Raw genomic sequence first — 12,838 nt, forward strand, 5'->3', positions numbered from 1 at the left:
CGATTCGCGTCTGCCCGTCTGCCCGATTCGCGTCTGCCCGGCCAGACCGATCGGGGCGTCTTCCCGGCGAGACCGGCAAGCGGGGTCAGCCCGGGTAGAACACCAGCGCACCCGCCGGCACCCGGATCCCGCTGGACCGCCACACGTCGGTGATGTCCGAAGCCGACCACAGCCCGGACGGGTCGACCACCTGCACCTGACGCGCCGCCGCGGCCGCCACCGACCCGACCGGCACGGTCAGGTTCGACTGGCTGTAGCGGTCCATCTTGTAGCCGTCCGTGTAGACCCTGGTGACAGGCCACGAAGGCAGGGAGGAGGAGACCACCAGCACGTCCTGCGAGAGCCAGTCGATGGACTGCACGGACGAGCCCAGGGTCGACGGTTGCAGCTGCCGCGGGGAGCGCAGGGACACGTCCTGGTTGTTGCGCACCACCGAGGCGATGTAGAGCTTGCCGGCGATCACCAGGGCGGCACGGGTGCCGTCGCGCGAGAGGCGCAGTTCGCTGATCGAGCCGAACGCCAGCAGGTCGGTGATGTTCACGCCCTTGGCGGTCCAGCTGCCGTTGTCGGAGCGGGTCACCCTGGCCACCTGGGTGCCGTTGGCCGTCGTCCAGACCTCGGTGGCCGGTTCCTTCGGACCGCTGGAGAGCAGCCAGGTCGGTCTGGTGAGCGTGGTGGCGTTCAGGTCCACTTCGGACAGGTCCGATTCCAGCTCGCCCACTCGCAGCCGCATCGAGCCGCCCGCCCGGGAGACCACGGCGAGTCTCGCGCCGTCCAGGGACTGGGCCGCCGAGACGGCGTTGTAGGCGCCGTTGCCCGCGGGGCCCTTGATGGGGGTGCCGTCCGTCAGCGAGCGGACCGAACCGTCCGCCACGATCATGCCCTGGAGGTTCGCATTCAGTGCCAGCAACGCTTCGCCCGCGGTCGCGGACACGTCGGACGGCCGGTAGTCGCGCTGGTCCGGCAGGATCTGCTGGCCGTCCACGAGCACTCGCAGGCGGGACGAGGTGACACCCGACAGGGACTTCACGACCTGCGCGACGATCTGCTTGCGCTTCTCGGGGGTCAGGTCCTTGCCGACGTTGGTGAGGTTCACCTCGAGGGCGCCGTCGTCGGATTCGAGGGTGTCCGAGAACTTGTCCGTGTCCGGGCCCAGAGCGCTCACCAAGGTGTCGCGGACGGCGTCGCCGGGGCCCGCGATCAGCAGCTCGGTCACGCGCGTCGGGATCGAGGTCGCCGGCGGGATCACGACGTAGCGCGGGTCGGGCACCAGGACGGTGAACTCGGGGTTGTAGAAGTACAACGTCACGCGGCGGTACGTCGTGTTGAACAGGTTCTGCGGCATGTAGATGCCGGGGGGCGGTTCGGAGATCCGCCACTGGTTCTCGCTGTTGCGCTCGACCTTCACCGGCCGCTGGAAGTCGCCGAGCTGCGGGGCGAACGCGTTGTCGCTGCCGAGCCTGCCGACGTACTTGCCTTGCAGCAGCACGGTCTGCGTCTTCTCCAGCGGTGCCTGCGAGGTCGGCACGGTCGAGAAGCCGGACTCGATGATCGTGGGGTTCTTGGTGTCCCACTTGCGGCTGGCGTCCTCGGTCATGAACGCACGGGCTGCCGCGTAGTTGTTGTCCGGGTTCGAGGTCGCGTCGATGAAGTCGCGCACGAGCATGAACGGGTCGATGTTCTGCCGCGGTTCCGGCGCGGTGAGGGTGCTGGACGCCTTGTTGTCCTTCGACCCGATCGGTTTCGGCTGGGTGTTCGTCGGGATCGCGGCGCACCCGGCCAGGGTGACGAGCACGAGCACCAGCAACGCCAGCCGTTTCACCGCACTTCCTCCGAAACCTCGTCCGACTTCGACTTCGACCTCGACTCCGACACCGCGGGAGTCCCGTCCACGGGTTCCGCGGGCTGCCAGGTGATCTCCTCCGGCCGCAGCTCGATCTCGCCGGGCTCCTCCTCGACGATCGGCTCCTCGACCACGATCACCGGTTCGAGCTCGATCGCGGGCGCCAGCGGCAACGGGCTCTCGCGCAGTTCCTCGCCGTGCCTGCGCGGCAACGTCAGGCGGAACACGGCACCGTGGCCGGGCTCGCCCCACGCCTCCAGCCAGCCGCCGTGCAGCCGCGCGTCCTCCAGCGAGATGGAGAGACCGAGGCCGGTGCCGCCGGTGCGGCGGTTGCGCGACGGGTCGGCGCGCCAGAAGCGGCTGAACACCAGGTCGGCCTCGCCCTGGCGCAGGCCGACGCCGTGGTCCCGCACGGTGATCGCGACGGCGTCGTCGTTGCCGTGCATGGTGAGTTCGACCGGCTGGCCCTCGCCGTGGTCGATGGCGTTCGCGAGCAGGTTGCGCAGAATCCGTTCCACACGGCGGGAATCGAGTTCGGCGACGAGTTCGGAGTCGGGCAGGTCCAGCACCACCGGGGAGTTCGCGCTCGTCGAGATCGCGCGCACCGAGTCGTGCGCCCGGCGGGCCAGCACGCGGATGTCGACCTGGTCCGCGGTCAGCTCCTCGACACCGGCGTCGAGGCGGGAGATCTCCAGCAGGTCGCCCAGCAGCGACTCGAACCTGTCGAGTTCGTCCACCAGCAGCTCGGTGGAGCGGGCGAGCCCGGCGGGGAACTGTTCACGCGAGGCGTGCAGGACGTCCGCGGCCATGCGCACCGTCGTCAACGGGGTGCGCAGCTCGTGCGAGACGTCGGAGGTGAACCGGCGCTGCAGCTGGCCGAACTCCTCCAGCTGCTTGAACTGCGCCTGGATCGACTCGGCCATCTCGTTGAACGACTCGGCCAGACGCGCCACGTCGTCCTCACCGACGACGTGCATGCGTTCGTGCAGGGTGCCGTCCGCGAACCGCTCCGCGACCTCGGCGGCCTGCCGCACCGGGCGCACCACCTGGCGCGTCACCAGGTTCGCGATGAGCGCCAGCAGGACCAGGAGCACGACGCCGCCGACGGCCAGGGTCGACTGCACGACCTCGGCCGTGCGCTGCTCGGCGGTCAGCGGGAAGATCAGGTACAGCTGCATCGAGCGCGCGGACGTGCTGATCGGCAGCCCCACGACGAACAACGTGGTCTGCGCGCCGTCGCGCTGCACGGTGTGGATCTGGGTGCCGGAACCGCCGTCCTCGACCATCTCGCGCAGGCCGCGCGGCACGTCCTCGAGCTTGCCGACGGACGGCACCCGCCCGACGCCGGCCGAGCTCTGCCCGTCGGCCAGCACCGGTTCGAACGCGCCGGCGCCCGCCGTGGTGGCGTCCGTACCGGTGCCACCGACGGCGAGCTTGTTGATCGCGCTGGTGAACCGCGTCTGCACGCTGTCCGGGCCGGGATTCAGACCGACCAGGTCGGACTGGATCAGGTTGCGCGAGGCCAGCGCCTGCCGCACCGCGGCCTCGTCCTTGGTGCTCAGCAGCTGGTTGGTGATCTGCATCTGCAGGACCATGCCCAGCACGAACACCACGGCCGACGAGAGCGCGAGCGTGGACACGACGACGCGCAACTGCAGCGAGCGACGCCAGAGGTCACCAAACGCGGACCATCGCTTACGCGCTTCCTCTACGAGGAACTGCGCCTTCGCGATGGCCGGCCGTACGAACTTCATATGCCACCTGTCACGGAGGGCCGGCCTTGTACCCGACACCGCGGACAGTCAACACCACCTCGGGGTGTTCCGGGTCCCGTTCGACCTTGGAACGCAGCCGCTGCACGTGGACGTTCACCAGGCGCGTGTCGGCGGCGTGGCGGTAGCCCCACACCTGCTCGAGCAGCACCTCGCGGGTGAACACCTGGCGCGGCTTGCGGGCCAGCGCGACGAGGAGGTCGAACTCCAGCGGCGTGAGCTGGATCGGCCTGCCCTCGCGCAGCACCTCGTGGCCGGGGACGTCGATCGTCAGATCGCCGATCTGCAGCACCTCGGACGGCTCGGCCTCGGTGCGCCGCAGGCGCGCCCGGATCCGAGCGACGAGCTCCTTGGGCTTGAACGGCTTGACGACGTAGTCGTCCGCGCCGGACTCGAGGCCCAGCACCACGTCGACCGTGTCGCTCTTCGCTGTGAGCATCACGATCGGCACGCCCGACTCGGACCTGATCGCCTTGCAGACGTCGATGCCGTTCATCCCCGGCAACATCAGGTCGAGCAGCACGAGGTCGGGCTTGAGCTCGCGCAACGCGGGCAGGGCACGGGCACCGTCGGCGACCACCGCGGTGTCGAAGCCCTCCCCGCGCAACACGATCGTCAGCATCTCCGCCAGGGCGGGGTCGTCATCGACGACGAGCACGCGTGCCTTCATACCCAACATCGTTGCACTGCCGGTCGCGCGTTCGCGCACCGCCCACGCTCCGTTGCTGCTGGTGGCGATGTGCGCTCGTTCGGTAACCGGCCGGAACTGTCGTTCCACGTACCCCACCCCGCCCCGTTTGACCTGCTCGTCGCGGGAGTATCCGCGCGAGGATCACCTTTCGTTACCAGGTGCTCTCATGCCGTGCGAACGGCCGAGGCCAGCCAGATGCGCGCGTCACCCACTTTCCGCGGGTCGGTGATCGCCGGGACCGCCCGGTCGTGCCGCGCGGCCAGGTCGACCTGATGCGTCACGGCGGCGTCCCAGCCGTAGCCGGCGAGCCACTCGACCGGGTCCTCCACGTCGGACTGCCAGCGGGCGTCCAGCGCGTCGAACCGCTGGTGCACGGGCTTCATCTGCGGCAACTCGCGGAAGGCGCGGTTGACGTGTTCGAGCGCGAGCGTGCTGCCGGGGGCGGACAGCGCGCTCACCCAGTAGAGGACCTGCTCACCCGCGTCCGGCGGCAGGAACATGAAGAGGCCCTCCAGCAACCACGCCGTGGGCCTCTTCGGGTCGAAACCAGCGCGTATCAGCGCTGTCGCCCAGTCGTCGCGCAGGTCGGCCGGGACGACGACGCGGTCACACGTGGAGTGCGCGTGCTGGTCGCGCAGGGCGTCTTCCTTGAACTCCAGCAACTCGGGTAAGTCGAGTTCGAAGAGCTTCGTGCCCGGCGGCCACTGGAGACGGAACGCTCTTGTGTCGAGGCCCGCCGCCATGATCACGACCTGGGGTTGCGGCGTGGCGAGGAGTTCGTCGTCGAAGTAGCGGGTGCGCAGGACGAAGTGATCACCCGCGAGGGTGCGGACACCGTTCAGGTCACTCGCGGAGCCGGCGGCCTCCACGAGTCCTGCGGCGAGCGGGTCGTCGAAGAGGCGGCGGAGATGACCTTGCTCGTTGGCGCGGGCGGCAGCGATCAGCACCGCCGTACGGGCGACACCGACCGGGGGGCGCTGCAGAACACGCTTCAAATCGAGATCTCCTATTCACTCACAGTGACAAACCGGACACTCGATCGTGTCAATCGGTACGCACGTGAGCGACCACTCAAGGAGTGAAGAGCGGTTCCAGAAGCGAATGAAAGTTCACGTTTGACCGCCCGTCGACCACTTGCCACGGCGCGAGCCAGCCGACGTTCGCCAATCCGTCGTAAACGACACCGCATCTGGCCTGCAGCGAGCCATCGGATTCATAAATGTCTCGGGCACGAGACTCATCGGCCTGCTCGCGCTTGGCCGCACGCTCCGCCGCGACCTCGACGGGGACGCGCAGCAGCAGGTGAAGATCGGGAACGGGCAGCCCGAAGCGTTCGATCTCCAACTCGTGCACCCACCGCACGAACTCGCCGTGCTCGTCCTGGTGCAGCCGCGCGGCGCTGTACGCGGCACTCGACGCCACGTACCGGTCGAGCAGGACCACGTCGTGCTCCTCGAGGTCCTTGCGGATCTCGTCGGCCGCGCCGCGCCGGTCGAGCGCGTAGAGGACGGCCATCCCGTAGACCGAGTCGCTGAGGTCGCCGAGCCTGCCGTAGAGGCCGTCGCGGACCAGGTCAGCGTGCACGCTGATGCCGTACCGCGGGAACGCGTGACTGGCCACGGTCCTGCCCTGGGAGGCCAACGCCTCGGTCAGGCCGTTGGCGAGCGTGCGCTTGCCGGCCCCGTCCAGACCTTCGATCACTACGAGCTTTCCCACGCGAAAACCCTAACGGGAGCCCCGACGGGACCGGGTCCGGCCACTCACACGGAGGCAGGAGGTCCCCCACACGGGCGAAATCCGATCTTTCGATCACCAGAACGAGTGACTACGGTGAACAGTCACACGGCGCGTGTGAAGGGTAGGTGCCGCGGTGGCCGCGGATTCCGGGCACGCCGGGTCGGTCGACGAACCGATCGGGCTCCCGACCGGGGGTCTGCCGACCCCTCTCGCCGAGACGCTGCGCTACGGGCCGTTCCACCGCGCATTGCGCGAGGCGATCGCCCACCGGGGCCTCTCGCTCGCACGGCTGCGCGCACATCTCGAGCAACTGGGTGTCCAAGTGGGCCAGTCGACGCTCTCGTACTGGCAACGAGGTCTGCGCCATCCCGAGGTGCCGCGGGCCATCAGCACGGTGCGCGCGCTGGAGACCGTGCTGCGCCTACCGCCGTCGTCCTTGTTGGACCTCATCGGCCCGCGCAACGCGAACAGCTACGCACCTCGCCCGGTCGCGACCTGGCCGGAGCAGGCGCCACTGCTCGCGACGTTCGACTCCGTACCAGAGGCCGCGCGGGGCAACGCCGATCTCGAAGTGCTCTCGGTGCACGACACCGTCCAGTTGGGCATGCACCGCGAGCAACGCTCCATCACCACACGACTGGTCGTGCGCGCGACACGGCAGGGGCCGGACAGGTACCTGGCGACGCACCGCGGCGACGACGGCTCGTTGATCGAGAACGCGATGGTGAGAGCCGGCGAAGGCTGCCGGCAGGGGCGTCTGCGCCGGGAAAGCGCTTCCCGCAACCTCGCCGTGGAGATGCTGTTCGACCGGCGGCTCGCGGCGGGCGAGGAGCACGTCTTCAGCTTCACGATCGTCGACGACACCGGCAACGCGACTCCCGGCCACCACCGGACGTTCCGCGACACCTGCGGCTCGTACCTCGTGCAGCTCTCGTTCCACCGGCGGGCGATGCCCGCGCGGTGCATGAAGCAGTTCCTGGCCTCGGCCGACGCGACGCCGGTCGACGTCGACGAGTTGGTGTGCGGGCTCGGCGGCGTCGTCAGCGCCTACTTCGGCGACGTCGGGCCGGGCATCGCGGGCATCGCCGTCGAGTGGACCTAGAAGCCTCGGGGTCTGGGGCGTCCCCAGAAGTGACGACGAGCGACGCGGTCCGCGCAGTCTGCGGACACACGTCCCCTGAGTGAGGGCGAGGAAAGCGAGAGGGCTGAAGACCGGCGCTCCGAAGAGCATTCCGGTTCCGGAGTTAGAAGGAAGCCCTCTCATGGCCTCGCGATCCCCACGTTAGCAGCGATGCGGGTCAGTCCGACAGCAGTTTCCCGAGTTCCGGCACGGTGGTCACGGTTCCGCTCTCGTCCTGCGCGAGTCCGATGCGGATCGCCGGAGCATCCTTTGTGGACTCCTTGCGCGCGAACAGATCCCGCACCCTGGCCACGGTGAAGTACTTGCGCCGCAACGCGGCCGCGGCGATCAACTTCACGATGTCGCGGTTCTCCTCGACGCGGTTGCCCCACGCCGAACCGCGCAGGTACAGGTGCAGCCAGGTGCCGAACCAGGCGTCACCCTCCCGTTCGAACATCACCGGCAGCGCGACCTTTCCCTTGCCGCGCATGGAAGAGCGCGCCCGCACGGTACTGGGCTCGAACGGCTTGCCCATCTGGTCGAGGTCACGGCTCATGAACCCGAACATCGACTCGGCGACCTCGTCGAACCCCTCGCCCGAGTACACGTTCACCTGCGGCACCACGTACTTGGCCTTCGTCGCGAACCGGTGCACGTCGACGAACTCGGTCGCCCCGTCCGAGGCGTCCGTGACGTCACCCGAGTGGAAGGCGCCCTCCCCTTTCAGCCGAGTCCAGGAAACCTGCCCCTTGTACGCGAAGTTCTCGTCCAGCAAGACCGCGGACAGGTCGTAGTCGGTCCGCTTGGCCTGCTGCCGCCAGTGCACGAAGAACCGCAGGACGTCGCCCTCGAACGTGAGCCTCGACCCGCGCGGGAGCACACCGAAGCCCTCCTCGGTCCCGGACACCGGCACGACGACGTCGAGCACCTCGTCGTCCACGACCAGCTCGGAGTACTCCGGCAGCCTGCGGACCAGCTCGTTCTCGACCACCTCGACGATCGCCGCGACGGCCTCGGGCTCCAGCGGCGCGCGGTCGTCGTCAGCGATCCACACCCTGCGGGCACGGGTGGCGAAGACGCGCGCGGTGTCCGGCGTCGTGCGGTTGGAGAGGTGCTCCAGCACCGAGATGAGGACGCGACTCGACACCTCGGGCACAGCCGTCTCGACGTGCGCGGCGAGGTTCGTCGCACCGTTGCGCAGAAGCCTGTCCAGCTGCCGCAACAACATTCCCGGCGCCTTGGCGAGGACGTTCGTCGCGCGCTCGACGTCGCCCTCCGCGAACGCCAGCTCGACCTGCCCGGCGAACGACCGCGCGATCTTCTCCTTGCGCGCCACCGCGAACACGTCCTGCGCCCGCTCGAACGGGTGCTCGTGCGGGTGCAACCGTTCACCGAGCCGCTTCCACGCCTCCCGGTGCTGACCGACGTCCCCGAGCTTGCTCTCCGCGACCTCGTTCAACGCCCCCAGCAACGCCCGGCGCTCAGGCCGGCGGAACGACCGGAACCGCGTCGGCTCCTCGAGCGTCACGTCTCCCCCGGACGCCTCCGCCGCAAGACGCAGCACGTCGGTGACGGTGTCGATGTCCTTGAGCGGCCGCTGCGCGACGAGCCGCGCGGCGTTGAGGATCGCGCGGTTCTCCCTCACCGGCACGTCGAACGCGCTGTCGTCACCGAGCACGGCCAGTTCGCCGAGCAACGCCCTGTCGTTCTCCGCCAGCGGGATCGGGCTCGTCGCGAGCTCCTCGAACAACCGCTGGACCTCTTCTTCCAGCGCGCCACCGAGATGCACGACGGTGACGCGGTCCTTCAACGACGGGATCAGCTCGTCGTGCGCACGCAGCATCTCCTCGTACGAGTGCTGGACCCGGCCGTACTTGGGCAGGTCGAGGAGGTTGTTCGTGGGCTCGACGCCCTGCTCCAGCGCGTCCCGGACGCACTCCCACCAGAACGTGAGGGTGTCCGGCACGTTGTGCGGGAACTCCTTGAAGTACGGGTTGTGCTGCCCGCGCGCGCCGATCAGCTCCTTGACCGCGCGCACGACCTCCGCGGCGAACTCCTCGGCATCGGCGAGGGCGCCCACGTGTTCCAGCAGGTCACGGCCAGCCTTGAAGCCCGATCTGATGAGCGCGGCGTCCAACTGGCGCGCGATCGCGGCACCGTCGCCCGGCGCACCGTCCGAAGTGGGCACGCGCAGGGTCTTCTTGATGATGGTCGTCCGCACCACGCCAGTAAAACCCGCACGTCAACCGAGTTCCAGCAGCACTTCGTCGTACTGCGCACGGCCGAACACGAACGGCCCGACGTCCTCGTACTCGTGCCCGTTGCGCTGTGGCCGCCGGAACCTGCTCCAGACGATCGTGTCGCCCTCGGCGGTGATGTCCGCGACCAAGGGGCCGCACGCCGCGATGCCGCAATCGCAGCCGAGCACGAGCCGCGCCTTGCCGGGCTGGAACGGCCTGGGTTGCAGATCCTCCCGGCGCACACCGCTGAAGGCCTCGAACCAGTCGGTGAGCGGGGTGCCGTCGATCAGCGGCACGAACACGTCCTCGTGCACGACGTCGTGAGGCACTCTGGACATTCCCAATTCCACCCGTTTGGGCACGATGTTGTTTTCCCTCCATCGCCTAACGTCGATTTCCATGAACGGCGATCCATCCACCCCGTACAGCCGTGACCTGGGCGATGAGCTGCGCCAGATTCGCGAGCAGTGGACTACCTTCCGCGCCAGGAAGATAGCCAAGATGCTCGGCTGGGATCCGGGAAAAGTCTCCAACATCGAGCACGGCAAGGTCCGGGCCACCGAGATCGACATCATCCAGTACCTGGGGCGGTGCGGCCGTCCCCAGTTCTTCATCGAAGACTTCCTGAACAGGTACCGGTCGGCCTTCAACCCCTATTTCGTCCAGGTACCCGACAACCTGCGCACGATGTCGATGGCCGAGTCGACGGCGGACAAGATCACCAGCTACGACCTGACATCCATCCCCGGCCTGCTGCAGACGGAGGAGTACGCGGCCGCGCTGTTCGAGGCACGCCTCGCCGCCGCTGACGTGATCGAGAGGAACGTCCGCTTCCGCGTAGAGCGGCAGGCCATCCTCCGGCGGCACAACCGCCCGCACTGCACCTTCTACATCCACGAGCACGCACTGCGGTTCAAAATCGGCGACGACGCGATCATGGAGGACCAGCTCATGCGACTGCTCTTCCACACGCATGTCATCCGGATCGTGCCGGCGTCGGTCGGTATGGCGGGGCTCTTCTCGGCCAACTACGTGCTGTGGGAGTGGGAGAAGCGCGCCAGCACGGCCTACACGGAATCGGATCTCGCGCAGGTGTTCGTCCAGGACCTGGCGGGGATCAAGCACTGCAAGATGATCTTCGCGCGCCTGGATGCGCTCGCACTCGATGAGGAACAATCGCGGTCGATGGTGGCGGATCTCGCCAGCCGATCGCGGGAGGACCTCAGTGGCCGGAAACTGCACCTGGCGTAAGAGCAGCTACAGCGGTGGCACCGACGGGAGCAACTGCGTCGAGGTGGCGTTCGCCCAGGCCGTGCGCGTTCGCGATTCCAAGAACACCGCAGGCCCCGAGCTGGAGTTCAGCGTCGAGGCCTGGCGGGCGTTCACCCGCTGAGTTCGGTCGGCACCGGCAACCCCAGCGCCGCCAGGAACCGCCGAGTCTTGACCTCGACGAACACCTCACCGTCGTCGATCTCGTCGACGTCCTCCGACTCGTCCCACTCGAACGCCTCGGGGTCCTCGTCCTCGGCCAGGAAGGCGAGCAACTCCGCCTGCTTGGCCGGCACGTCCCCGTCGGGGTTGAGCAGCCCCCACCACGCGGCCAGCCCGGCGGCCTCGCGCAGGGTGTCCGTCGGGTCGGACGCGTTGGGGTTCTCGAAGTAGGTGCGCGGCGTCAGGCCAAGGTAGGCGACGCCGGAACCAGGTCCGGCGGGGGTGTAGACGACCGAGGTGATGTCGCTGTCGTGGACGTCGATCCACAGCGACGGCTCCGCGAGGGGCGGTAGTTCGCCCTCGGACAGCGTCTTCCACTCACCGTGCTCGTAGGCATAGGTACCGAAGAATCCCACGCCGACATGAAAACAGGGGGCCTCTCGCAGTGCGCGAGAGGCCCCCTGTCCAAGGCAGATCAGTAGCGGTAGTGCTCGGGCTTGAACGGGCCCTCGACGTCGACGTCGATGTACTCGGCCTGGTCCTTGGTGAGCTTGGTCAGCTCGCCGCCCAGCGCCTCCAGGTGGATGCGCGCGACCTTCTCGTCCAGCACCTTGGGCAGGCGGTAGACCTCGTTGTCGTACTCCTTGAACTTGGTGAACAGCTCGATCTGAGCGATCACCTGGTTCGAGAAGGAGTTCGACATGACGAACGACGGGTGGCCGGTCGCGTTGCCCAGGTTCATCAGGCGACCCTCGGACAGCACGATGATCGTGCGGCCGGTCGGGAAGACCCACTCGTCGACCTGCGGCTTGATGTTGTTCTTGCGGATGCCCGGGTAGCGCTGCAGGCCGGCCATGTCGAGCTCGTTGTCGAAGTGGCCGACGTTGCCCAGGATCGCCTGGTGCTTCATCTGGGACATGTGCTCGACGGTGACGACGTCCTTGTTGCCCGTCGTCGTGATCACGATGTCCGCGATCGAGATGACCGACTCGAGCTGCGCGACCTGGTAGCCGTCCATGGCTGCCTGCAGGGCGCAGATCGGGTCGATCTCGGTGACGATGACGCGGGCGCCCTGGGCGCGCAGCGACTCCGCGGAGCCCTTGCCGACGTCGCCGTAGCCGCAGACGACCGCGACCTTGCCGCCGATCAGGACGTCGGTGCCGCGGTTGAGGCCGTCGACCAGCGAGTGGCGGATGCCGTAGCGGTTGTCGAACTTCGACTTCGTCACGGCGTCGTTGACGTTGATGGCCGGGAAGAGCAGCTCACCGGCGGCGGCCAGCTGGTACAGGCGCATGACGCCCGTCGTGGTCTCCTCGGTGACGCCGCGGATGTCCTCGGCGATGTTCGTCCACTTCTTGGCGTCCTGCGCGAGCGAGTTGCGCAGGGTGTCCAGGATGATCGTCCACTCTTCCGAGTCGTCTTCCGACGCTGCCGGGACGACGCCCGCCGCCTCGTACTGGACGCCCTTGTGGACGAGCAGGGTGGCGTCGCCACCGTCGTCCAGGATCATGTTCGGGCCCTTGCCGTCCGGCCAGGTGAGCATCTGCTCGGCCGTCCACCAGTACTCCGGCAGGGTCTCGCCCTTCCACGCGAAGCAGGGGATGCCCTTGGGCTCCTCCTCCGTGCCGTGGGGGCCGACGACGACGGCAGCCGCCGCGTGGTCCTGGGTCGAGAAGATGTTGCAGGAGGCCCAGCGCACCTCGGCGCCCAGGTCAACCAGGGTCTCGATCAGGACGGCCGTCTGGATCGTCATGTGCAGCGAGCCGGAGACGCGAGCGCCCTTGAGGGGGTACGCCCCGGAGTACTCGCGGCGGAACGCCATGAGGCCGGGCATCTCGTGCTCGGCCAGACGGATCTCCTTGCGACCGAACTCGTGGAGCGACAGGTCGGCCACTGCGAAGTCGATGCCGTTGCGGGTCTGCAACCGGTCCGAGGTCATTACGAAGTCCTCCAGGGCACTTCAACGAGGGTGTCGTCCGACCATACCGCCCGCTGATGCACCAC

The 12,838-nt window shown here is 68.2% G+C and carries 12 protein-coding genes; 3 read left to right on the forward strand and 9 right to left on the reverse strand.

Translation table 11 applies throughout. The annotated features are described in order from the left end of the window. Window positions 1–85 precede the first annotated feature (85 nt). The 5 genes from PV646_RS05920 to PV646_RS05940 form a co-directional block, all read right to left on the reverse strand. Window positions 86–1,822, reverse strand: a complete 1,737-nt coding sequence (locus PV646_RS05920; protein ID WP_500340453.1) for an LpqB family beta-propeller domain-containing protein — start codon at window positions 1,820–1,822, stop codon at window positions 86–88. Continuing rightward, on the reverse strand, window positions 1,819–3,597 hold the full coding sequence (gene mtrB / locus PV646_RS05925) for an MtrAB system histidine kinase MtrB (protein ID WP_500340455.1): 1,779 nt from the start codon (window positions 3,595–3,597) through the stop codon (window positions 1,819–1,821). The genes PV646_RS05920 and mtrB overlap by 4 nt, the downstream gene beginning before the upstream one ends. A gap of 10 nt (window positions 3,598–3,607) precedes the next feature. After that, complete coding sequence (gene mtrA / locus PV646_RS05930; RefSeq protein WP_030471262.1) at window positions 3,608–4,285, reverse strand: MtrAB system response regulator MtrA; 678 nt, start codon at window positions 4,283–4,285, stop codon at window positions 3,608–3,610. A 185-nt stretch (window positions 4,286–4,470) separates the two neighbouring features. Beyond that, on the reverse strand, window positions 4,471–5,301 hold the full coding sequence (locus PV646_RS05935) for an SAM-dependent methyltransferase (protein ID WP_500340456.1): 831 nt from the start codon (window positions 5,299–5,301) through the stop codon (window positions 4,471–4,473). 76 nt (window positions 5,302–5,377) lie between these two features. Continuing rightward, complete coding sequence (locus PV646_RS05940; protein WP_500340457.1) at window positions 5,378–6,022, reverse strand: dTMP kinase; 645 nt, start codon at window positions 6,020–6,022, stop codon at window positions 5,378–5,380. Between the two features lie 154 nt (window positions 6,023–6,176). On the opposite strand from PV646_RS05940, the gene PV646_RS05945 reads away from it, so the two are divergent. Continuing rightward, a complete protein-coding gene (locus tag PV646_RS05945; RefSeq protein WP_500340458.1) occupies window positions 6,177–7,145 on the forward strand; it encodes a helix-turn-helix domain-containing protein in 969 nt (322 codons plus the stop codon). A gap of 196 nt (window positions 7,146–7,341) precedes the next feature. On the opposite strand, the gene PV646_RS05950 is transcribed toward PV646_RS05945, so the two are convergent. Further along, a complete protein-coding gene (locus PV646_RS05950; protein WP_500340459.1) occupies window positions 7,342–9,384 on the reverse strand; it encodes a TerD family protein in 2,043 nt (680 codons plus the stop codon). 21 nt (window positions 9,385–9,405) lie between these two features. Beyond that, window positions 9,406–9,741, reverse strand: a complete 336-nt coding sequence (locus tag PV646_RS05955) for a hypothetical protein (RefSeq protein ID WP_500340460.1) — start codon at window positions 9,739–9,741, stop codon at window positions 9,406–9,408. 25 nt (window positions 9,742–9,766) lie between these two features. On the opposite strand from PV646_RS05955, the gene PV646_RS05960 reads away from it, so the two are divergent. Both PV646_RS05960 and PV646_RS05965 read left to right on the forward strand, forming a co-directional pair. Next, window positions 9,767–10,654, forward strand: a complete 888-nt coding sequence (locus tag PV646_RS05960) for a DUF5753 domain-containing protein (protein WP_500342280.1) — start codon at window positions 9,767–9,769, stop codon at window positions 10,652–10,654. Further along, window positions 10,629–10,796, forward strand: coding sequence for a DUF397 domain-containing protein (locus tag PV646_RS05965; RefSeq protein WP_500340461.1), 168 nt, complete (start codon window positions 10,629–10,631; stop codon window positions 10,794–10,796). Before PV646_RS05960 ends, PV646_RS05965 begins: the two co-directional genes overlap by 26 nt. Here PV646_RS05965 and PV646_RS05970 read toward each other — a convergent pair. Further along, window positions 10,786–11,250, reverse strand: a complete 465-nt coding sequence (locus tag PV646_RS05970) for a hypothetical protein (protein ID WP_500340462.1) — start codon at window positions 11,248–11,250, stop codon at window positions 10,786–10,788. The genes PV646_RS05965 and PV646_RS05970 overlap by 11 nt on opposite strands. A gap of 59 nt (window positions 11,251–11,309) precedes the next feature. Next, the gene (gene ahcY / locus PV646_RS05975) at window positions 11,310–12,773 is read right to left on the reverse strand and encodes an adenosylhomocysteinase (protein WP_500340463.1); all 1,464 of its coding nucleotides are present in this window, start codon (window positions 12,771–12,773) and stop codon (window positions 11,310–11,312) included. Window positions 12,774–12,838 lie beyond the last annotated feature (65 nt).

It is taken from the genome of Streptomyces sp. ID05-26A (assembly GCF_033794685.1).
In the GTDB taxonomy this organism is placed as follows: Bacteria; Actinomycetota; Actinomycetes; order Mycobacteriales; family Pseudonocardiaceae; genus Lentzea.